This window comes from Citrobacter sp. Cpo074, assembly GCF_030332745.1.
In the GTDB taxonomy this organism is placed as follows: domain Bacteria; phylum Pseudomonadota; class Gammaproteobacteria; order Enterobacterales; family Enterobacteriaceae; genus Citrobacter; species Citrobacter portucalensis.
Map to the genome: position 1 here is coordinate 727,010 of NZ_JAOWHG010000027.1, position 21,593 is coordinate 748,602.

24 protein-coding genes and 1 pseudogene are annotated in these 21,593 nt (G+C 49.7%); 14 read left to right on the forward strand and 11 right to left on the reverse strand.

Features of this window, described 5'->3' with window-relative positions:
• The first annotated feature begins 121 nt into the window (after positions 1–121).
• Positions 122–1,375 carry a chitinase ChiD gene (gene chiD, locus OGX83_RS08090; RefSeq protein ID WP_020996455.1) on the forward strand — a complete coding sequence of 418 codons (1,254 nt, stop codon included), beginning with the start codon at positions 122–124 and terminating at the stop codon, positions 1,373–1,375.
• 94 nt (positions 1,376–1,469) lie between these two features.
• The gene (gene yajD, locus OGX83_RS08095; RefSeq protein ID WP_003832478.1) at positions 1,470–1,814 is read left to right on the forward strand and encodes an HNH nuclease YajD; all 345 of its coding nucleotides are present in this window, start codon (positions 1,470–1,472) and stop codon (positions 1,812–1,814) included.
• Positions 1,815–1,858: 44 nt separating this feature from the next.
• Here yajD and OGX83_RS08100 read toward each other — a convergent pair whose 3' ends face one another.
• Both OGX83_RS08100 and msrB read right to left on the reverse strand, forming a co-directional pair.
• On the reverse strand, positions 1,859–2,134 hold the full coding sequence (locus OGX83_RS08100) for a YeaC family protein (RefSeq protein ID WP_003030693.1): 276 nt from the start codon (positions 2,132–2,134) through the stop codon (positions 1,859–1,861).
• Between the two features lie 42 nt (positions 2,135–2,176).
• Positions 2,177–2,590 carry a peptide-methionine (R)-S-oxide reductase MsrB gene (gene msrB / locus OGX83_RS08105; protein WP_003832475.1) on the reverse strand — a complete coding sequence of 138 codons (414 nt, stop codon included), beginning with the start codon at positions 2,588–2,590 and terminating at the stop codon, positions 2,177–2,179.
• A 341-nt stretch (positions 2,591–2,931) separates the two neighbouring features.
• Between msrB and gapA the strand changes: the two genes are divergently transcribed.
• Together gapA and OGX83_RS08115 are read left to right on the forward strand one after the other, a co-directional pair.
• Positions 2,932–3,927 (forward strand): glyceraldehyde-3-phosphate dehydrogenase, encoded by a 996-nt coding sequence (gene gapA, locus OGX83_RS08110; protein WP_003030697.1) that lies wholly within the window; start codon positions 2,932–2,934, stop codon positions 3,925–3,927.
• Between the two features lie 72 nt (positions 3,928–3,999).
• Positions 4,000–4,884 (forward strand): D-hexose-6-phosphate mutarotase, encoded by an 885-nt coding sequence (locus tag OGX83_RS08115; RefSeq protein WP_153687143.1) that lies wholly within the window; start codon positions 4,000–4,002, stop codon positions 4,882–4,884.
• Positions 4,885–5,630: 746 nt separating this feature from the next.
• Here OGX83_RS08115 and OGX83_RS08120 read toward each other — a convergent pair.
• The 4 genes from OGX83_RS08120 to OGX83_RS08135 form a co-directional block, all read right to left on the reverse strand.
• A complete protein-coding gene (locus tag OGX83_RS08120; RefSeq protein WP_100272589.1) occupies positions 5,631–6,485 on the reverse strand; it encodes an aldo/keto reductase in 855 nt (284 codons plus the stop codon).
• 179 nt (positions 6,486–6,664) lie between these two features.
• On the reverse strand, positions 6,665–7,015 hold the full coding sequence (locus OGX83_RS08125; protein WP_204191786.1) for a hypothetical protein: 351 nt from the start codon (positions 7,013–7,015) through the stop codon (positions 6,665–6,667).
• Between the two features lie 10 nt (positions 7,016–7,025).
• The gene (locus OGX83_RS08130) at positions 7,026–7,268 is read right to left on the reverse strand and encodes a hypothetical protein (RefSeq protein ID WP_071444724.1); all 243 of its coding nucleotides are present in this window, start codon (positions 7,266–7,268) and stop codon (positions 7,026–7,028) included.
• A gap of 581 nt (positions 7,269–7,849) precedes the next feature.
• Positions 7,850–8,596 (reverse strand): MipA/OmpV family protein, encoded by a 747-nt coding sequence (locus OGX83_RS08135; RefSeq protein ID WP_008784520.1) that lies wholly within the window; start codon positions 8,594–8,596, stop codon positions 7,850–7,852.
• A gap of 433 nt (positions 8,597–9,029) precedes the next feature.
• Between OGX83_RS08135 and yeaG the strand changes: the two genes are divergently transcribed.
• Positions 9,030–10,964 carry a protein kinase YeaG gene (yeaG, locus tag OGX83_RS08140; protein ID WP_003030707.1) on the forward strand — a complete coding sequence of 645 codons (1,935 nt, stop codon included), beginning with the start codon at positions 9,030–9,032 and terminating at the stop codon, positions 10,962–10,964.
• Positions 10,965–11,085: 121 nt separating this feature from the next.
• Positions 11,086–12,369: a YeaH/YhbH family protein gene (locus tag OGX83_RS08145; RefSeq protein ID WP_008784519.1), complete on the forward strand. Its 1,284-nt coding sequence runs from the start codon at positions 11,086–11,088 to the stop codon at positions 12,367–12,369.
• Positions 12,370–12,463: 94 nt separating this feature from the next.
• On the opposite strand, the gene OGX83_RS08150 is transcribed toward OGX83_RS08145, so the two are convergent.
• Complete coding sequence (locus tag OGX83_RS08150) at positions 12,464–13,234, reverse strand: class I SAM-dependent methyltransferase (protein ID WP_008784518.1); 771 nt, start codon at positions 13,232–13,234, stop codon at positions 12,464–12,466.
• A 164-nt stretch (positions 13,235–13,398) separates the two neighbouring features.
• On the opposite strand from OGX83_RS08150, the gene dgcJ reads away from it, so the two are divergent.
• From dgcJ to OGX83_RS08165, 3 genes are all read left to right on the forward strand, one after another.
• A complete protein-coding gene (dgcJ, locus tag OGX83_RS08155; protein ID WP_174770367.1) occupies positions 13,399–14,889 on the forward strand; it encodes a diguanylate cyclase DgcJ in 1,491 nt (496 codons plus the stop codon).
• A gap of 44 nt (positions 14,890–14,933) precedes the next feature.
• Positions 14,934–15,437, forward strand: coding sequence for a YbaK/prolyl-tRNA synthetase associated domain-containing protein (locus tag OGX83_RS08160; protein WP_032943105.1), 504 nt, complete (start codon positions 14,934–14,936; stop codon positions 15,435–15,437).
• A 138-nt stretch (positions 15,438–15,575) separates the two neighbouring features.
• Positions 15,576–16,022 carry a DUF441 domain-containing protein gene (locus OGX83_RS08165; protein ID WP_003832453.1) on the forward strand — a complete coding sequence of 149 codons (447 nt, stop codon included), beginning with the start codon at positions 15,576–15,578 and terminating at the stop codon, positions 16,020–16,022.
• Here the strand turns inward: OGX83_RS08165 and OGX83_RS08170 are convergent.
• Positions 15,999–16,797: pseudogene (locus OGX83_RS08170) on the reverse strand (AraC family transcriptional regulator). The gene OGX83_RS08165 and the pseudogene OGX83_RS08170 overlap by 24 nt on opposite strands.
• A 99-nt stretch (positions 16,798–16,896) precedes the next feature.
• Here OGX83_RS08170 and OGX83_RS08175 point away from each other — a divergent pair.
• Positions 16,897–18,084: a CynX/NimT family MFS transporter gene (locus OGX83_RS08175; protein WP_128611864.1), complete on the forward strand. Its 1,188-nt coding sequence runs from the start codon at positions 16,897–16,899 to the stop codon at positions 18,082–18,084.
• A gap of 37 nt (positions 18,085–18,121) precedes the next feature.
• Here OGX83_RS08175 and OGX83_RS08180 read toward each other — a convergent pair whose 3' ends face one another.
• A complete protein-coding gene (locus OGX83_RS08180; protein WP_286587747.1) occupies positions 18,122–18,829 on the reverse strand; it encodes a CTP synthase C-terminal region-related (seleno)protein in 708 nt (235 codons plus the stop codon).
• Positions 18,830–19,027: 198 nt separating this feature from the next.
• Between OGX83_RS08180 and OGX83_RS08185 the strand changes: the two genes are divergently transcribed.
• Complete coding sequence (locus OGX83_RS08185) at positions 19,028–19,375, forward strand: DUF488 domain-containing protein (protein ID WP_008784512.1); 348 nt, start codon at positions 19,028–19,030, stop codon at positions 19,373–19,375.
• 7 nt (positions 19,376–19,382) lie between these two features.
• On the opposite strand, the gene OGX83_RS08190 is transcribed toward OGX83_RS08185, so the two are convergent.
• Positions 19,383–19,631 (reverse strand): putative hemolysin, encoded by a 249-nt coding sequence (locus OGX83_RS08190; RefSeq protein ID WP_071444728.1) that lies wholly within the window; start codon positions 19,629–19,631, stop codon positions 19,383–19,385.
• A gap of 186 nt (positions 19,632–19,817) precedes the next feature.
• Between OGX83_RS08190 and OGX83_RS08195 the strand changes: the two genes are divergently transcribed.
• The 3 genes from OGX83_RS08195 to yoaJ are packed head-to-tail and all read left to right on the forward strand — an operon-like array spanning position 19,818 to position 21,066.
• Positions 19,818–20,843 carry a sensor domain-containing diguanylate cyclase gene (locus OGX83_RS08195; RefSeq protein WP_191226113.1) on the forward strand — a complete coding sequence of 342 codons (1,026 nt, stop codon included), beginning with the start codon at positions 19,818–19,820 and terminating at the stop codon, positions 20,841–20,843.
• A gap of 47 nt (positions 20,844–20,890) precedes the next feature.
• A complete protein-coding gene (locus OGX83_RS08200) occupies positions 20,891–20,989 on the forward strand; it encodes a YoaK family small membrane protein (protein ID WP_032941789.1) in 99 nt (32 codons plus the stop codon).
• Between the two features lie 2 nt (positions 20,990–20,991).
• A complete protein-coding gene (gene yoaJ, locus OGX83_RS08205) occupies positions 20,992–21,066 on the forward strand; it encodes a protein YoaJ (RefSeq protein ID WP_095533175.1) in 75 nt (24 codons plus the stop codon).
• 48 nt (positions 21,067–21,114) lie between these two features.
• On the opposite strand, the gene OGX83_RS08210 is transcribed toward yoaJ, so the two are convergent.
• Positions 21,115–21,363, reverse strand: a complete 249-nt coding sequence (locus OGX83_RS08210) for a GlsB/YeaQ/YmgE family stress response membrane protein (RefSeq protein ID WP_003832440.1) — start codon at positions 21,361–21,363, stop codon at positions 21,115–21,117.
• Positions 21,364–21,593: the final 230 nt, after the last annotated feature.

Sequence of the window (21,593 nt, forward strand, 5' to 3'; positions counted from 1 at the left end):
GCATGGCGTGAACCCCTTCGCATTTTTCCTGTTATGAAACTGTTAACCTGCGGGTGCTGTTTTTTTCGCCACGCCATTTCCGTGGCGTGTTTGCTTGTTTAAATGTCAAAGAGGAACACCGATGAAACTATTGCCTTTGTTGGCAGCATTACCCCTGCTCTGCGCCAGCGTTGTTTCCGCCAGTTCACTGATGTCAGTTGGCTACTTTAATGGTGGCGGCGACGTCACTGCCGGTCCCGGTGGCGACATCAATAAACTGGATGTTCGCCAGATAACCCATCTCAACTATTCGTTTGGCCTTGTCTACAACAACGAAAAAGACGAGACCAATGACGCCTTAAAAGACGCCAGCAAACTGCATCAGATTTGGCTTTCACAGAAAGTGCAGGATGATTTGCTGAAAATTCCACAGCTGCGTAAACAAAATCCAAACCTGAAAGTTTTGCTTTCCGTCGGCGGCTGGGGAGCGCGTGGATTCTCTGGCGCGGCAGCAACGAAGGAAACACGCGCAGTGTTTATTCAGTCTGCACAGGAGATAATTGCGAAATATGGTCTGGATGGCATCGACCTCGACTGGGAATATCCAGTTAACGGCGCCTGGGGACTGGTCGAAAGCCAACCGGCTGACCGCGCTAACTTCACCGCGCTGTTAACAGAGCTGCGTGCCGCATTGGGGCATAAAAAACTGCTGACCATCGCCGTGGGCGCGAATGCGGAAAGTCCGAAAAGCTGGGTGGATGTAAAAGCCATTGCACCATCGCTCGACTACATCAACCTGATGACCTATGACATGGCTTACGGCACCCAATATTTCAACTCGAACCTGTACGATTCGACGCAATGGCCAACGGTCGCCGCGGCGGATAAGTACAGCGCCGATTTTGTGGTCAATAACTATCTCGCAGCCGGTCTGAAACCGAGTCAAATGAATCTGGGCATTGGCTTTTATGGACGCGTACCAAAACGCGCCGTTGAGCCAGGTATTGACTGGAGCAAACCTGACGCGCAGAAAAACCCGGCTACCCAACCCTATTTCGAGTCAGCTCAAATTGAGTTGTTCAAATCACTGGGCGTCGACCTGAGCAAAGACACCTACGTGAAGTACAACGATATCGTGGCGAAGTTGATCAACGATCCGCAAAAACGCTTTAGCCAACATTGGGATGATGAAGCGAAAGTGCCGTGGCTGTCGGTACAGTCTGCGGATGGAAAAAAACTCTTTGCCCTCTCCTATGAAAACCCGCGTTCGGTGGCGATCAAAGCCGACTACATCAAAAGCAAAGGGTTGGCAGGCGCCATGTTCTGGGAGTACGGCGCAGATGACAATAATCAGTTGGCGAAGCAGTTAGCCGATTCGTTAGGCATCAAACACTGATCCCAACGCCTGACACAATAGGTTATGATTAGCGCATTCTGCTGCGCCAGCTTTTGGCGCAGCTCTTCATTTTCTACTGGAGGCATGCGCTTTTATGGCTTTTATCCCTAAAAATTACGCCCGTCTGGAAGTCGGTTACCGGGAAAAGGCGCTTAAACTCTTTCCCTGGGTCTGCGGACGCTGTTCCCGTGAGTTCGTGTATTCAAATTTGCGCGAGTTGACGGTACACCATATCGATCACGATCACTCAAATAACCCGGAAGATGGTAGCAACTGGGAAATGTTGTGCCTGTACTGCCACGATCACGAGCATTCCAAATATACGGAAGCGGACCAGTATGGTTCAACGGTGGTTGCAGGAGAAGATGCGCAAAAGGCCGTGGGCGAAGCGAAATACAACCCGTTCGCCGATCTGAAAGCGATGATGAACAAGAAATAACATCAACTGCAGGCCCGACACAGATGTTTGCCGGGCCTGGGTAATCAGGATTTAAACGTCGCAATCGGTTCTGGCGTAATACCAAACTCAACCTTCAACTGCTGCTTGCTCTTCATCACCATCTCACCGTTGGTATCAATCGTCATATGCTGCGCGTCAATATTGTTTCGCGCCTGCCATAACATCACCAGCTGTAAGCTATTCTCTTTTTGTTCTGCCGTTAGCGCTACGCCATCCGGCCATTTTCCGAGTTCAACGGCAGTCGATAAGCGCTGATAAACTTCCGGCGTCATGCTGTTGATCATCTCATCAAGATTCATATTAAAACCACTCTCCGTAGAATAATTTGCTGAATCGTTTCTTCAACCCTTGGTTTGCTCACCGTTTTCACCATCGGTGAAGTTCAAAGACGCTGAGTTAACGCAGTACCGTTCACCGGTAGGTTTCGGACCATCCGGGAAGACGTGTCCCAGGTGTGCATCACAGTTTCCGCAGCGGATTTCAATGCGCTGCATGCCGTGTGACGTATCTTTTATGTAACGGATAGCCTCATCGCTGACAGGCTCGTAAAAGCTGGGCCAGCCGCAGCCTGAGTCATATTTTGTCTCGGAACGAAATAGCGGATTGTCGCAGATCAAACAGTGGTAGATGCCGTCACGTTTGTTATGTAGCAAACGTCCGGTAAATGGCGGTTCTGTCCCGTGATTCTGCGTCACATAGAACTGCATTTCGGTTAAATTTTTTTTCAGTTCTTCTGGAGAAGGTTGATTAGCCATTTGCTCACATCTCGCTTTATCTAAACTCACATCGCGAGACAGATTCTAACAAAACATTAACACCGGAGTGCGAACTTTTGTTCTAAACTTGATCCTTGCGAAATGGCAGCCTGCAATTCGTGATCAGAATCACGTTTTTATCTTGATTGCCCTTTAAAATTCGGGCCGCCGACCCCATGTGGTTTCAAGCCCAAAGGAAGAGTGAGGCGAGTCAGTTGCGCAAAGCTTAGGCAGCAGATTGATTTGTCGCAATGATTGACACGATTCCGCTTGACGCTGCGTAAGGTTTTTGTAATTTTACAGGCAACCTTTTATTCACTAACAAATAGCTGGTGGAATATATGACTATCAAAGTAGGTATCAACGGTTTTGGCCGTATCGGTCGCATTGTTTTCCGTGCTGCTCAAGAACGCTCTGACATCGAGATCGTTGCAATCAACGACCTGTTAGACGCTGACTACATGGCTTACATGCTGAAATATGACTCCACTCACGGCCGTTTCAACGGTACCGTTGAAGTGAAAGACGGTCATCTGATCGTAAACGGTAAAAAAATCCGTGTTACCGCTGAACGTGATCCGGCTAACCTGAAATGGGACGAAGTTGGTGTTGACGTAGTAGCTGAAGCTACTGGCCTGTTCCTGACAGATGAAACCGCTCGTAAGCACATCACTGCTGGCGCGAAAAAAGTGGTTCTGACTGGTCCGTCCAAAGATAACACTCCGATGTTTGTTAAAGGCGCTAACTTTGACAAATACGAAGGTCAGGACATCGTTTCTAACGCTTCCTGCACCACTAACTGCCTGGCTCCGCTGGCTAAAGTTATCAACGACAACTTCGGCATCATCGAAGGTCTGATGACTACTGTTCACGCGACCACCGCTACTCAGAAAACCGTTGATGGCCCGTCTCACAAAGACTGGCGCGGCGGCCGCGGCGCATCCCAGAACATCATCCCGTCCTCTACCGGTGCAGCTAAAGCTGTAGGTAAAGTACTGCCAGAACTGAACGGCAAACTGACTGGTATGGCGTTCCGCGTTCCTACCCCGAACGTATCCGTTGTTGACCTGACCGTTCGTCTGGAAAAAGCTGCTTCTTACGAAGAAATTAAGAAAGCAATCAAAGCTGCTTCCGAAGGCCCGATGAAAGGCGTTCTGGGTTACACCGAAGACGACGTAGTATCTACCGATTTCAACGGTGAAGTTTGCACTTCCGTGTTCGATGCTAAAGCAGGTATCGCACTGAACGACAACTTCGTGAAACTGGTATCCTGGTACGACAACGAAACCGGCTACTCCAACAAAGTTCTGGACCTGATTGCTCACATCTCCAAATAAGTTGAGATGAAACAGTAATCTGTAAGAGCGACTCAGGTCGCTCTTTTTTTTGCCTGAAGAAAGGATTGCGTAATGATTAATAAAATTTTTGCACTTCCGGTAATCGAACAAATTACCCCTGTCCTCTCCCGCCGTCAGCTTGATGAGCTTGAGGTTCTTGTTGTCGATCACCCACAGGTTAAAGCTTCTTTCGCGCTGCAGGGCGCACATCTTCTTTCCTGGAAACCAAATGGTGAAGAGGAAGTCCTGTGGTTAAGTAATAATACCCCGTTTAAAACCGGCGTAGCGCTGCGTGGCGGCGTACCAATTTGCTGGCCGTGGTTTGGTCCGGCTGCTAAGCAGGGCCTGCCTTCGCATGGTTTTGCCCGCAACCTGCCATGGACGCTGAAAGCGCACAACGAAGACGACAATGGCGTGGTGCTGACGTTTGAACTGCAGAGCAACGCTGAAACGCGTCAGTTATGGCCACACGAGTTCTGCCTGCTGGCCCGCTTCAAAGTGGGAGCCACCTGTGAAATGGAGCTGGAAGCTCATGGTGAGTTTGAAACCACCTCGGCACTGCATACCTATTTCAACGTTGGTGATATTGCGGCAGTGAAAGTCAGTGGTCTTGGCGATCGCCTGATCGATAAAGTGAATGATGCTAAAGAAGATGTGCTGGCTGATGGTATCCAGACCTTCCCGGACCGCACCGATCGCGTTTATCTGAATCCGGAAGCGTGCAGTGTGATTCATGATGATGCGTTGAATCGCAATATAGATGTTGTCCATCACCACCACCTGAATGTCGTGGGCTGGAACCCTGGCCCGGCGCTGTCCGTCAGCATGGGCGACATGCCGGATGATGGCTACAAAACGTTTGTTTGTGTAGAAACGGCTTACGCGACCGCTCCGCAGAAAACCACCGAAGAAAAACCATCTCGCCTCGCGCAAACTATTCGTGTAGCTAAACGCTAACACAGCTCTGCGCACCATGCCGGATGCGGCTAACGCCTTATCCGGCCTACAAACTACACGCAGCCGCAGGTCTGATAAGCACAGCGCCATCAGGCAGTTCCGCGCATCATGCCGGATGCGGCTGACGCCTTATCCGGCCTACAAACTACATGCAGCCGTAGGCCTGATTAGCACAGCGCCATCAGGCAGTTCCCCGCACCATGCCGGATGCGGCTAACGCCTTATCCGGCCTACAAACTACACGCAGCCGTAGGCCTGATAAGTGCAGCGCCATCAGGCAGCTCTACGCACCGTACCGGATGCTGCCAACGCCTTATCCGGCCTACAAACTACATGCAGCCGTAGGCCTGATAAGCACAGCGCATCAGGCAGTTCCGCGCACCGTGCCGGATGCGGCTGACGCCTTATCCGGCCTACAAACTACATGCAGCCGTAGGCCTGATAAGCACAGCGCCATCAGGCAGTTCCGCGCACCGTGCCGGATGCGGCTAACGCCTTATCCGGCCTACAAACTACATACAGCCGTAGGCCTGATAAGCACAGCGCGTCAGGCAGTTCCGCGCATCGTGCCGGATGCGGCTAATGCCTTATCCGGCCTACAAACTACATACAGCCGTAGGCCTGATAAGCACAGTGCATCAGGCAGTTCCGCGCACCATGCCGGATGCGGCTAATGCCTTATCCGGCCTACAAACTACATGCAGCCGTAGGCCTGATAAGCTGCGGGAACATCGGCATTTGGCAAATCAGGCCATATCCAGCGCGGTTTTACCGTTTGGCGCCGGATACGCCTTATCTAACTGCTTCAACTCATCTACAGAGAGCGTTATCTCCAGCGCGGCGGCATTTTGTTCGACATGCGCTACGCTTGCGGCTTTCGGGATGGCTATTACACCCGACTGACGAATCACCCATGCCAGCAAAATCTGCGCAGCGCTAACATTGTGCGCACGCGCGATGTCATTCACCACAGAGTTAGAAAGCAAATCGCCACGCAGTCGTCCCGCCTGAGCCAGCGGACTGTATGCCATGACCGGCATCTGCTGCTGCTGGCACCACGGCAGTAAATCATATTCAATACCGCGCGAGGCTAAATGATAAAGCACCTGGTTAGTCGCACACTCTCGTCCACCGGGTACCTGCCATAACGCCTGCATATCATCATAATCGAGATTTGAGACGCCCCAACGGCGGATTTTCCCCTGCGCAATCAGTGTTTCCATGGCATCGATGGTCTCTGCAAATGAAAAATCGCCCATCCAGTGCAGCAAATAGAGATCCAGATAATCAGTTTTCAGTCGACGCAGACTCGCTTCGCAGGCGGCAATGGCTTTCTGTCCACCGGCATTCCATGGGTAAACTTTCGAGACTAAAAAAGCGCTATCACGCCGTCCCGTTAATGCTTCACCCACCACCTCTTCCGCTGCACCATCAGCGTACATTTCTGCTGTATCAATCAATCGCAGGCCGAGATCCAGTCCGGCCTGCAGCGCAGACACTTCATCCCGGCGTCGGCTTGGATCCTCGCCCATGTACCATGTTCCCTGCCCAATAGCAGGAAGCGATACCTGGTTTGTAAACGTCACCTGTTTCGCTGTCATCGCACCCTCCTGTGTTAATGCACCACAGTAAAGCAAAACAACGTGCATGTGTCCTGTTAGGGTGCACAAATTGCACCATCATGGATTGGAAACCGATCGTTAAGGCGAGCGAAATAAAAAGCCCGGGAACAGCAGATGTTCCCGGGCCGAAAAAATACAAAATCTTATCTACGAAGTGGTTATTTCAACCGACCTAAATATTTCCCCTCTTTCATAGCGTTGATTTTTCCGTTTTTATAGACGATAACGGAAATCAAACCTGCGCTATAAGACTGAGCTTCTGCACTATTCTCATCATTTGCCGCAGGTTTGCCATTAATATAAGCAATGCCATCAGCACCACGTTTAAAGTCCACTCCAAGTTTATTCGCATGCACGGGCGTGATTTTACTGGCGTGTACCGGGGCATTCGTGTCACTGACCATGGTTTTATGTTCATGCTGTAACTGTTGACGATAAGCCTCACTGATGGCATACGTAGGCGCAGCAGAGAAAGCCACCAACGCAGCGATAATAATTAATTTCTTCATTAGTTAAACCTTAATATTTATCGTGTTTGTGGTGGTGACTGGAATTTGTATCATTTGTGCCATACAAGTTTTGCGCGTTTTCCATAGCCTGTTTTTCAGCGGCAGCATTGATTGTCGCCTGACGGTTTTGCTCCGCAACATAACAGGCATCACGGCTCACACCCTTGCTTTCGCAAGCATTCATGCGTGAAGCCTCGGTGGAACAACCAGCCAGAATCCCGCCCATCACAGCTATCATGATTAACTTTTTCATTATATATACCAGGTTTATTCTCAAAAAATCCACATGGCGCATTATATTTAATGCCATGAAGAGTTGCTGTCGATACTTTAAAGTTTAATTAATATCTGCAATGGAATATTTAATGTCAATTTTAATTTTTTCAGATAAATACCTAAAGATGTAAAATTAAAATCAATTGATTAATTTTTGTTTTTTTCACATGAAAGTTAACTTTCGCCATGAGATAAACATGCTAAAAGAGTTATCAATAATTTTCATTGTGCTTAACAATAAGAAAACAACGCTTACCTCGATCGTAAACCCTAGTATTATCAACGCATTGTATAGCTACAAACCATTACCTCATGACAATGATTTGCTAAACCTTCACGACTTTATTTCATTCAAAAATGAATAGATAACAGGCTAATAAAATAGCAGGTTTATTTTTAGTAACAGCGACAGGAATAATACGTTAAAAATTCGTTGTAGCCTGACAGAATGTCAAATCAGCACAAAAGATGAAATCTCATGTTTTAGATCAATATTCATATCAGTAGCGCACAAAAAAGCCCGCATGTCTGCGGGCTTGTGTTCAACACTGAATGTCATCAGAACTTGTAGGTCACACCCACTGAGAAGATGCCAGACCAGGACTTATCGACCATCGGACTGTCCTTCACTTCATCACTCAAGCGCACATAACGGCCAGTTCCGTATACGTTCCAGTTTCCAATGAAGTTATAGCTCGCGGTCAACTCCAGGTACGGATCCCATCCATCGTCAGCGTTGTAGCTTTTCAGACCACTGCGGCGAGACTCGTGATTGGACACGCCATAATAATAGTCGTTGTAGTTTTCGCTGCTGTACTGCACACCGATACCCGGCGTCAGAGTCAGCCCACCATTAGTGTAACGGTAGAGCCAGGCCAGATCCCAGATAAAGCCGTTGCTGTTATCCAGAGTATCACCCGCCAGTGCAGTACGCAGGAAACCATACTGGGTGTTATGTACATACGAGAGGCCAGCCATCAAGCTGCTTTTACGCTTGTCGAGTTGGCGCAAAGCATGGCTATCGCTATCACCCGGCTTGAAATGCGTCGGATCATAGTACGCCATGATGGAAAGCTTATCTGCCGTGTCATTCCACAGATAGTAGCCGCCACCCAAGCCGTGGAACCAGACATTATCGCCTTCATAGGTGACAACCGGAACAGGGTAAACATCGCGGTCATACTGTTTGTACGGGCTGTTAATCACGCCGACACCCGCGCCAACAGTCCACTGACTTTCCGCCTGTGCGGTGCTAACTGCGGTTGCGGCAAGGACGCCAAGTGCCAGAAGTTTGAGTTTGGTCACAATCCATAATTCCTTATTCAAATGTGTAGCGGTCAAAGTGTAACCGCCAATACGCTTCAGCCCAACTATTTTACGTATTCGCCCCAGAATGTAACCCCCTAATTTCTCAGCGAGTGATGACATTTTGCTTGCAGGACGGTGAACACCGCATGAATCCCGCTCCAATTCTTTACATAAGATGTGCTTTTTTTGCTGATGAGTTATTGATATGCCATTGAAATTCATTTGCGCACACAGGCAAGTTTTGCAAATGCCATCTACGCTTAATTTTAGAAGGTGTATCACCGAATACGTTGATCTCCTGACCACCAAAATGGCATGAGAGTTGCTTATTTCTTCAGCAGCGACGTCGTTCAGTTTACCTCTTCAGGGGCCTCTACTATTCATATGAACGGCTCTTAACATGTGCTAAAAAACGAAAGGACGGCATACCATGAATATATTCGATCACTATCGCCAGCGTTATGAAGCTGCCAAGGACGAAGAGTTCACGCTGCAGGAGTTTCTTACCACTTGTCGGCAAGATCGCAGTGCTTATGCCAACGCGGCAGAGCGGCTATTAATGGCTATTGGTGAGCCTGTCATGGTCGACACTGCCCACGAACCTCGACTTTCTCGACTCTTTTCGAATCGGGTAATTGCACGCTATCCCGCCTTTGAAGAGTTTTACGGCATGGAAGATGCCATTGAGCAAATTGTTTCTTATTTGAAACATGCGGCTCAGGGTCTGGAAGAGAAGAAGCAGATCCTGTATCTGCTGGGGCCTGTGGGAGGGGGGAAATCATCTCTTGCTGAGCGACTGAAGTCGCTGATGCAGAGAGTACCGATTTATGTCCTGAGTGCCAATGGCGAACGTAGCCCGGTCAACGATCATCCGTTATGCCTGTTTAATCCGCAGGAAGACGCGCAGATCCTGGAAAAAGAGTATGGGATCCCGCGTCGCTATCTCGGTACGATCATGTCGCCCTGGGCTGCGAAACGTCTGCACGATTTCGGCGGGGACATTACAAAATTCCGCGTCGTCAAAGTCTGGCCGTCTATTCTGGAGCAGATCGCAATCGCCAAAACGGAGCCTGGTGATGAAAACAACCAGGATATTTCTGCGCTGGTCGGGAAAGTGGATATTCGTAAACTCGAACACCACGCCCAGAACGATCCTGATGCCTACGGTTATTCGGGTGCACTGTGTCGTTCAAACCAGGGGATTATGGAATTCGTTGAGATGTTTAAAGCACCGATTAAAGTGCTGCATCCTCTGCTGACCGCCACCCAGGAAGGAAACTACAACGGGACAGAAGGTATCTCTGCCCTGCCGTTTAACGGGATTATTCTTGCCCACTCGAACGAGTCCGAATGGGTAACGTTCCGTAATAACAAAAACAATGAGGCGTTTCTTGACCGTGTTTACATCGTCAAAGTGCCTTATTGCCTGCGTATCTCTGAAGAGATCAAAATTTACGAAAAACTGCTTAACCACAGTGAGCTGACCCATGCGCCTTGCGCACCGGGCACACTGGAAACGCTCTCTCGCTTTACCATTCTTTCTCGCCTGAAAGAACCTGAGAACTCGAGCATTTACTCGAAGATGCGCGTTTACGATGGCGAAAGCCTGAAAGATACCGATCCGAAAGCGAAATCCTATCAGGAGTATCGGGATTACGCCGGGGTTGATGAGGGAATGAACGGTCTTTCCACGCGTTTCGCGTTTAAGATCCTCTCTCGCGTCTTTAACTTTGACCATGCCGAAGTGGCAGCTAACCCGGTACATCTGTTTTACGTACTGGAGCAGCAAATCGAACGTGAACAGTTCCCGCAGGAGCAAGCTGAGCGTTATCTTGAGTTCCTGAAAGGCTATTTGATCCCGAAATATGCTGAATTCATCGGCAAAGAGATCCAGACGGCTTATCTCGAATCCTATTCCGAGTACGGACAGAACATTTTCGACCGTTATGTCACTTATGCGGATTTCTGGATTCAGGATCAGGAGTATCGCGACCCGGATACCGGTCAGCTGTTTGACCGCGAGTCACTGAACTCAGAACTGGAGAAAATTGAGAAGCCGGCGGGTATCAGTAACCCGAAAGATTTTCGTAACGAGATCGTCAACTTTGTTCTGCGTGCCAGAGCGAATAACAGCGGCCGCAATCCAAACTGGACCAGTTACGAAAAACTGCGCACGGTTATTGAGAAGAAAATGTTCTCCAATACCGAGGAGCTGCTGCCGGTCATTTCGTTCAATGCTAAAACCTCGACTGACGAGCAGAAAAAACACGACGATTTTGTCGACCGTATGATGGAAAAAGGCTACACGCGTAAACAGGTGCGTTTACTGTGCGAATGGTATTTGCGCGTACGTAAATCGTCTTAACATAAGTGCCCGGTGGCGCATGCGCTTACCGGGCTTGCAAAACAATGTTCCGTAGGCCGGATAGCGCCAGCGCCATCCGGCACTTACAGACATGGCGAACAGTTGGCAGTACGGGGGGCTTATGACCTGGTTTATTGACCGGCGTCTTAACGGCAAAAACAAGAGCACGGTAAACCGCCAGCGCTTCTTACGCCGTTATAAATCGCAAATTAAACAGTCGATCTCCGAGGCCATTAACAAGCGTTCGGTGACTGATGTGGATAGCGGCGAATCTGTCTCTATTCCGACTGATGATATTAGCGAACCAATGTTTCATCAGGGACGTGGTGGCCTGCGCCATCGCGTGCATCCGGGTAATGACCATTTTGTGCAGAATGACCGCATTGAACGCCCACAGGGCGGCGGTGGCGGTTCAGGAAGCGGACAAGGCCAGGCCAGCCAGGATGGTGAGGGTCAGGATGAGTTCGTCTTTCAGATCTCTAAAGATGAATATCTCGATCTGTTGTTCGAAGATTTAGCACTTCCTAACCTGAAGCAGAATCAGCAGCGTCAGTTAACGGAGTACAAAACGCACCGGGCAGGTTTTACCTCTAACGGTGTGCCTGCCAACATCAGCGTGGTGCGATCCCTGCAAAACTCACTGGCGCGCCGCACGGCGATGACAGCGGGTAAGCGTCGCGAACTGCATGCTCTCGAAGCGGATCTGGAAACCATCGCGAAAAGCGAACCAGCGCAGTTGCTGGAAGAGGAACGGTTACGCAAAGAGATTGCTGAACTACGGGCAAAAATCGAACGCGTGCCATTTATCGACACCTTTGATTTACGCTACAAGAATTATGAAAAACGCCCCGATCCTTCCAGCCAGGCGGTGATGTTCTGCCTGATGGACGTCTCTGGTTCAATGGATCAGTCGACCAAAGATATGGCTAAACGTTTTTATATCCTGCTGTATCTGTTCTTAAGCCGGACCTATAAGAACGTGGAGGTGGTTTATATTCGCCACCATACCCAGGCGAAAGAAGTGGATGAGCATGAGTTCTTCTACTCTCAGGAAACCGGGGGAACCATTGTCTCCAGTGCGCTGAAGTTAATGGATGAAGTGGTGAAAGAGCGCTACAACCCTGCCCAGTGGAACATCTATGCTGCACAGGCATCGGACGGTGATAACTGGGCTGATGATTCACCGCTGTGTCATGAGATTTTGGCGAAAAAACTGCTGCCAGTGGTCCGCTATTACAGCTATATCGAAATCACTCGCCGCGCTCACCAAACCTTGTGGCGTGAATACGAACATCTGCAATCAACTTTTGATAACTTTGCGATGCAACATATTCGCGACCAGGATGATATTTACCCGGTATTCCGCGAACTGTTTCATAAACAAAGTACGACCAGCAATAGTTAACCACCTAAACAAATCAGCCAGAGGTTATCTTCTCTGGCTGATTTTTTACGGGTGCTGTTTTTTCATCTTATCAATATTCATCCGTTTATCCTTTTTATTTTCCCTTTACAGAGCAGCAGGCAATGTAATTGAGTTGATGACGTTGCGAACGGAAGAAGCGAAACATTTTCAGGAAACGACGACGATTTTCGCTCGTGCGTAAGCCGTTAAACACAATTTTTACCGCCCCCGTAAGCCCTTCATCACGAACTAATCCGCGCGGCGACATCAGCGACATGTTGCCATTCTGCTGCAGGACCTGTTCGAACCCGCAGTTAAGAAACAAATCACGCCAGCCTTGTCTGGTCATTGGACTAACGTTTGATTTCACCACATCGACAAGCTGGCCCTGATCGCCCGCGCCCAGTTTTTGGGCGGTGAACATAATATCGTGGGTGAGCAGACGCCCACCGGGCTTCAACACGCGATAATATTCGGCAATTAACTTCGCCTTCGCTTTATCGGCATACATTGTCAGCATGGCTTCGTTAATCACAACATCGAAACTGTTATCCGCAAAAGGAAGAGTGTTGGCGTTAGCAGCCATCACATGAATATGATTTTCCAGACCATTTGCCGCTACGTTATTCCTTGCATTTGACAGTGCGGTTTTATCCATATCAATGGCGTATACGGTACAGCCATAGCGTTGAACTAACTCTATCGCCGTCGTGGCCATGTTGCACGCCACTTCAAGTACCTGGCTGCCGGGCGTCAGCTGTGACTGGCTAAACAACCATTCTGTTGCTTCAACACCGCCCGGACGCAGACGGGTTTTGCCCAGGCTGGCTAAAAATGTATGACCCGCTTTTTCAGTCGCGCTCATTGGCCTGTCTCCTTTTTATAAGTTGCATTATAAATACAACATTAAGAGTTAAAGGTGAAGTACGCGAATGATTTTTATTTCAAAATGTCCTTTCCCGTAGCGTTAGAGCGGATGTATGCCGTGTGATAGACTGAAGTATCAGACTTACAGGGCTGTAAATCATTATGAAATTGCATCATAAAGCGCTCAGGATCTTTATCTCCGTCAGCGTAATTGTTTTGACATCTTCTTTTTTGGTTTATGAGCTCATTGCTAGTGATAAAGCAATGAATGCGTACATGCGCTATATCAATGAGAAAGCCGACTCCTCGTTTCTCTATGATAAGTACACAAATCAGAGCATCGCAGCCCATCTGATGCGCACATTTTCATCCCCTCAGGGGCCTGCTTCTCTCGAACAGCAAAAAGTACTTTGCAACGCTTTCGACAGCGTTAACGGCACTCATGGGCTCAATCTCACTAAGCGCAACTATCTGCCATTACACGGTACGTTGCAGACCACCTCAACAAAATGTAGCGAACAGCTTGATGACATTTTTCTGCTGCCCTCTTTTGACCGGGCGGTCAATGTTAATCGCCAGCAGAAAGATTACGGTCAGGGATTAGGGACGCTGGAGTATAAATTTCGATATTACGTCGATCTCAAAAATAACTACGTTTATTTCTATGATGTGATCGACTCGCGGAGATTTGCGATACACAACTGGTCGTTTTTGCAAAAAGGTACGTTGGGAATCGACCAGAATGATATTGACGGTATTTTTACTGGCCGCACGGTGATCTCCAGTATTTATGAAGATAACCTGACCGAGAAAAAGGTGATGAGCTTTTTAACACCGGTTTACTACGCCAATAAGCTAAAAGGCGTGGTGATGGTGGATATTAATAAAGAGAATTTACAGAATATTTTCTATACCAGCGACCGCCCTCTCGTCTGGCGTTATCTTAACGTAACGGTCTCTGACACCAGTTCAGGTAAAGAGATCCTCGTTCACAAAAGTGAAACCGATCTGTTCCGCTATGTTCACTATGAGAAGGACATACCTGGCGGTATACGTATCACCCTCTCACTTGATGTTATGTACTTTATTGTCTCGTCCTGGAAGATATTCGCCTTCTATCTACTGGCAACGATATTGCTGCTGAATATGGTCAGAACGCATTTTCGCTTGTATCACAACGTCACACGGGAAAATGTCAGTGATGCGATGACAGGGCTCTACAACCGTAAAATTTTAACGCCAGCGCTTGAGCAGCGTTTGCAACAGTTGGTGAACACAGGAACGCTCGTGACCTTTATCGCCATTGATTGCGACAAACTAAAAGTTATTAATGATACGTTGGGGCATAAGGAAGGCGATCGCATTATCACCATTTTGGCCAAAGCTATTCAAACGTCCATTCGCAAAAGCGACTATGCCATCCGCCTCGGCGGCGATGAGTTTTGCATTATCCTCATCGATCACCCCAGTGAATTAACGCCCCGCCTGCTGGAGAGGATTCGCTATAACTTACAAATTATTGCGCAAGATAGATCAATCAGCTTCTCTGTCGGGATTTATAATATGCAGCCAAACGACACCATTGATGATGCCTACAAAGCATCTGATGCACAGCTCTACCTGAACAAACAGAAAAAACGCACCGATGCGTAATTATTTTTCTGACAGGATTTTCATTGTTGTACCAGGAGTAAGTCATGACGGAAGTAAACAAAGGTAACGCAACGCACCAGCGTTTAATCTCCCTGTTGTCAGAACACGGTGCGACCTACCGCGTAGTCAGCCATGAAGCCGTAGGCAAATGTGAAGCTGTCTCTGAAATTCGCGGTACCGCACTGGGTCAGGGTGCAAAAGCGCTGGTCTGCAAAGTAAAAGGCAACGGCGTCAATCAGCATGTTCTGGCGATCCTCTCTGCCGATCAGCAGGCCGACCTGAGCCTGTTGGCCAGCCATATTGGCGGGTTGAGAGCGTCACTTGCCAGCCCGGCGGAGGTAGATGAACTGACTGGCTGCGTATTTGGCGCTATCCCACCGTTCAGTTTTCATCCGAACCTCAAGCTGGTCGCCGACCCACTGTTGTTTGAGCGTTTTAATGAAATTGCGTTCAATGCCGGAATGCTGGAAAAATCTGTGATCATGGATACCGCAGATTACCTGCGCATCGCGCAACCGGAATTAATCCCGTTCCGCAGAGAACAATAACTGCACAAGTTAGCAGTAAAAAACATCGCTTCGTGCGTTAGCCCAAAAAAAATCATAATCATTAAAAAAAGCCTGTTCCGTCACGCATTTACGCGTACAGTAAGCAGGCTTATTTTTTCTTTTGGCAAGGAAACTACGATGTTTGATGTCACTCTGCTGATCCTGCTCGGACTGGCAGCTCTGGGCTTTGTCAGCCACAACACCACTGTCGCTGTTTCAATTCTGGTGCTGATCATAGTCCGTGTTACCCCACTGAATACCTTCTTTCCCTGGATTGAAAAACAGGGCCTGACCGTCGGGATTATAATTCTGACCATTGGCGTCATGGCGCCGATCGCCAGCGGAACGCTACCGCCCTCCACGCTCATCCACTCCTTTGTGAACTGGAAATCACTGGTTGCTATTGCCGTTGGGGTATTTGTCTCCTGGCTTGGCGGACGCGGCGTTACGCTAATGGGCAGCCAGCCTCAGCTTGTTGCTGGTTTACTGGTGGGCACGGTACTGGGCGTGGCGCTGTTTCGCGGTGTGCCAGTGGGGCCGCTTATTGCGGCAGGTCTGGTCTCATTGATTGTTGGGAAGCAGTAGCCAGCCCGTTCAGATAACGGCCTGGCGTCTGTCCCAGGCCTTTTTTGAACATAGTGATAAATGCCGTGGTCGAATCGTACCCGAGCATTTGCGCGACCTGTTGTACATTGCGACCATCAATTAACGCCTGCAGCGCCAGAATCAGCTGGAGCTGGTGACGCCAGCGGCGAAAACTTAACCCCGTTTCTTTGACGACCAGGCGAGAAAGGTTACGTTCACTCATCGCAAATACGCTGGCCCATTGTCCCAACGTCTGCCATTGTGCAGGCTCTCTCGCCATCGTTGCGACCATTCTGCGAATTTTCGGGTGATCGGAAACCGGCAACTGCATTTGCTCCTGGGGTTGCTGCGGCAGTTCATCAAACAACACTTGCGTCAGCCGCTGGGTTGCCGGCTCCAGCCGTTGGGCATCCGTTTTGGATGCCAGCGCCAGAATAAGCTCCCGGCACAACGGAGCAATTTTCAGCGTGCAGCAACGATCGGGCATCACGACGGCCTGCGGCTCAATAAACAAAAAGCACAATTGTGCGCCAACGGTAACGTGGTTGCTGTGTGGAATTTCACCGGGGATCCACACCGCATATTGCGGGGGCACCATCCACATAGCATTCTCAACCTCACAGGTGATCGCGCCATGCAGCGCCAGAATCAACTGGCCTTTACGGTGCTGATGCAGCGGACTGAAAAGTTCATCTTCCCGGGCCTGAATACAAAACGCCACCGCTGCATCGTGGTGAAGATCGGGTTCGTATCCATCCAGCCTCAGTCCTAACATAAAAATGTCCGATTTAAGCGATAAACTGTCATTTTAGCTTGATTCATCCATTGAGTAAAAACGCTAAGGTATCGCCTCGCCTGACGATATGAGAAAAAAATGACAAATACACCTTCCTCCCGTGGCAAGAACGCAGCGTTGCTGATCGCGGGGATCCTGATGATTGCCACCACATTGCGCGTCACCTTTACCGGTGCAGCCCCGTTGCTGGATGCAATTCGCGCCGACTACGGTCTGAGTACCGCCCAGACGGGGCTTCTGACCACCCTGCCACTGCTGGCTTTCGCACTGGTTTCACCTCTGGCTGCCGCCGTTGCGCGCCGTTGGGGTATCGAACGCAGCCTGTTTGTCGCTATGCTACTGATTTGCGCGGGTATTGCGATACGTTCGCTGCCCTCACCAGGGTTCCTGTTTAGCGGCACCGCGATCATTGGTTGCGGAATCGCCTTGGGCAATGTGCTTTTACCCGGACTGATTAAGCGTGATTTTGCTCAGCATGTGGCGAAACTCACTGGCGCATACTCGCTGACCATGGGCGCAGCAGCGGCACTGGGTTCCGCCATTGTGGTACCGCTGGCATTGAACGGGTTTGGCTGGCGCGGCGCGCTGATGGTACTGATGGCCTTTCCGCTGCTGGCGCTGATTATCTGGTTACCCCAATGCCGCCAGACGGCCAATGCCAGCTTGAGCAACTCGCGCGCTCTGCATTCCCGCGCGATCTGGCGCTCCAGCCTCGCCTGGCAGGTGACGCTGTTTCTGGGGATCAATTCGCTTATCTACTACGTCATCATCGGCTGGCTGCCCGCCATTTTGATCAGCCACGGTTACAGCGAGGCGCAGGCCGGTTCGCTGCATGGTTTACTGCAGCTGGCGACCGCCGCGCCGGGATTATTGATTCCTCTCGTCCTGAACAGATTTAAGGATCAGCGCGCCATCGCCGCTCTGGTTTCATTAATGTGCGCCGTCGGCGCGGCGGGATTCGCCATAATGCCCGACCAGGCATTGCTATGGACCATTCTGTTTGGCTTTGGCTCGGGCGCGACGATGATCCTCGGCTTGACCTTTATTGGCCTGCGCGCAAGCTCAGCGCATCAGGCTGCTGCCCTCTCCGGCATGGCACAGTCTGTCGGATATTTACTGGCGGCCTGCGGACCACCACTGATGGGGAAAATTCACGACCTCAACGATAGCTGGCTGATTCCTCTTGGCGGGGTCGCCGTGTTAGCGATGCTGATGGCGGTATTTGGTTTGTGCGCGGGGCGCAATCGGGAGATCGCGAGCGCATAATGCACAGGGCAGGTTCGTGAACAACCTGCCCGTTTTTTTATCCGCGCGCGGCGCGCAGCATCGCCTGAACTAACGGCACGGGTTTTCCCGCCAACGCTCCGCGTTCATGCTGAAAGAGCGTGCTAACATAAAATGGATGCGTCACCAGCTCAATGGCACGAATATCACCAGCCTCATCCCAACCGGTCACCCGAAGATCGCCGCTTTCAAGCTCGGCGGCAAAATCCTCCGATACGCCATAGTTGCAGTGATATCCCTCGGTGATAACATCCCGCCCGTAGGCTTTGGCAATCAGCGTATTGGCCCGCAGCTCAATATCATCCGTTTTTTCTACCAGCGAGCAGGTCAATGGTGCTATCACCATCCGACCCGTGGTGTCCGTCTCGGCGTGGGCGGCATCGCTCAAGCCCAGCACGTTGCGGGCGTACTCCAGAATCGCATGTTGAAAGCCGCCGCAGGTCCCCAGGAACGGGATGCTGTTTTCACGCGCGTAGCGTATCGCTATCAGCGCCCCTTCAAGATGGCGATATGGACTGCCTGGAACGACCCAGATGGCATCATAGCCAATCAAGTCCTCACTGCTGTTGATATCAGATGTGGTTAGCCAGTCGTAATCAGCCACCAATTCCAGGACGGCGGCAGCATCATCGATAGCAAGGGGAATAGCCTGGTGCGCCACAATATCGGGGCTGTAATCGCCCACCAGCGCAATGCGAAGCGTATCTTTAATTGGGGAAATTTCCATTAAGCTTTCCTTGTGTCCTGACAATAAGGGACAGCATAAGGAGCCTCAGCCTACCGACTTTTTAGTGGTATCACAATCCCTTAAATTGGGAGTCAGGGCGGGCAAAATGCTATAATGGTCACGTTTTACGATCTTATTTAACCGTAATAAAGTTGATGAGCAATACCTGAGCGGTAGCTGAAAGGAGCGGATGAAGAGATGAAGATTCAGTGTAAACGCGTGTATGACCCGGCAGAAAAAAGCGATGGTTATCGCGTGTTGGTCGACCGGTTGTGGCCACGCGGGATAAAAAAGACTGACCTTGCTTTCAACGAATGGAATAAAACGCTGACGCCATCCTCTGAATTGCGCAAAGCATTCCACGCAGAACTGATCGATTTTTCACACTTTTCCGAACAGTATCGTGCAGAGCTGGCCCAACAGCAGCAGGAAGGAAAGCGCCTCGCAGAGATTGCCCAGCAGCAAACCTTAACGCTACTGTATGCGGCGAAGAATACCCAGCAAAACCACGCGCTGGTGCTCGCTGAGTGGCTACGTCAATGCTGACCGCGTATTACTTGGCCGTTGCCGGATGATCTCTACGCCAGAGTGACCATTCATCAATTACTTCCCCGTTGGGTAGTTTGCAGTCAGACTTAACACCTTGCGGAGTCTGCACCGCAATCAGAGAACCACCCTTTTGTTCGCAATACACCGATGCTGGATTCGCCATGCCAATTTTTGGTGGTTTAGGGGCTTCAGGTTGTGTGGTACACCCCGCCAGCACCAGCAAGCCGGGCAAAACAATAGATGCCAGTTTCATATTTACTCCTGTTAAAAACCTTATCCTGGCAGGTTACCCCGACTTTCCATCTATCTCCATGTTTTCCTGCCAGCTATCCATTTTATGTTTACATTCTGAGCTGGATGGCGTGTTTCATCTTTCACCTTGATGTTCTATCATGCGGGCAACGTCAGCCCAGTCATTACTCAGGAGCATTTACATCTCATGTCGGACATGATCCTTGCCAGAGTCTCACAATCCTTAGCCACGGAGCAGTCTGTTGAAAGTCTGGTTCGGCAACTTCTGGAGATGCTGGAGATGGTGACTGAGATGGAATCGACCTACCTGACCAAGGTCGATCTGGATGCCCGTCTGCAGCATATTCTGTATGCGCGTAATAGCCGCCAAATGCAGATCCCCGAAGGGCTATCCGTGCCGTGGGATGAAACGCTGTGCAAACGCGCTATTGAGGAAAACTGTCTGTACAGTGACAACGTGCCCGCACGCTGGCCGGAATGTACCGCCGCTCGCGCACTGGACATCACCACCTTTCTGAGCACTCCCGTTCATCTTCCTGACGGAACGTTTTACGGTACACTCTGCGCTACCAGCCGCCGCCAGCAGGCATTGAGCCAACGTGGAGAACAAGTATTACATCTGTTTGCCGGTCTGATCGCCCAGTCGATTCAAAAAGAGTCGCTGGTTGCTCAGTTACGTGAAGCGAACGCTGCGCTGATTGCTCACTCCTACACCGATGCCCTGACAGGGTTACCGAATCGGCGCGCAATTTTTGAAAATGTAGAGACCCTTTTTTCGCTTGCCCGCCATCTCAGGCAGAAGATAGTTGTCGCCTATATCGATTTGGATGATTTCAAATTGATCAATGACCGCTTTGGCCACGAGGTAGGTGACCAGTTCCTGATCCAGATTGGGCAGCGCCTGCTCCGTGAATGTAATGATAATGACATTCTCGGTCGACTGGGCGGTGACGAATTTTTAGTCGTTCGCCTGTCAGCGGAAGATGAACTGGATCAACTTATGCGTCTGCAGCAGGTGAAAAATCAGCTACAACAGCAGATTTGCGGTGACTACCACCTGGGTGACATTCATCTGTATTATCCTGGTGCCAGTCTGGGTGTGGTGGAAATTGATCCGCTGGAGACTGATGTAAACTGTGCGCTTCATCTTGCAGACAGCGCAATGTATCAGGATAAAAAGCGTCAGGATAAAACCCCTTTTGTCGTACATTAAGCCCTGCTATGCTGGCTCGTCTTTAAATAACTCTGGTAGATAATCGTATGCGACTCGGTATTATTTTCCCTGTCATTATTTTCATTTCCGCTGTCGTTTTCTTATCCTGGTTTTTTATTGGCGGCTACGCTGCGCCGGGAGCATAACGATGAAAAAAACAACGATTATTATGATTGGCGTGGCGATCATCGTGGTTCTGGGCACGGAACTGGGGTGGTGGTAACCAAAATAAAGGCCACTTATCAGTGGCCCCTATTGTCTGTATGTTTACTTAGCTTTTGATTTTTCTGTAGATAAACAATACCACAATCGCACCGATAACCGCTACGACGAAACTGCCGAAGTTGAAACCATCAACTTTACCAAAACCAAAGAAGGTACTGATCCAGCCACCCACTACCGCACCAACAACCCCTAAGATAATGGTCATAAAGAATCCGCCGCCATCTTTACCCGGCATAATCCATTTTGCCAAAATCCCAGCGATAAGACCGAAAACCACCCATGAAATAATGCCCATAATTTTCCTCACTTATGTTTTTAAATTAACGATTCACTCGTTGTATAAAAGCATAGCATAGCGCTGAAAAATTAAAATTTGTGATCGTCATCACTTCATATTTTCATCTTTTTCCGATGTTTCATAAGGTTATGACTGCTGACCGGCAGGCTAAATTTTTGCCGCTCCTCGTCATTAATGTCGAATCGTCAGTCATTATGCTTAACTCTTTTGCCGTCAGCCCCGTTATT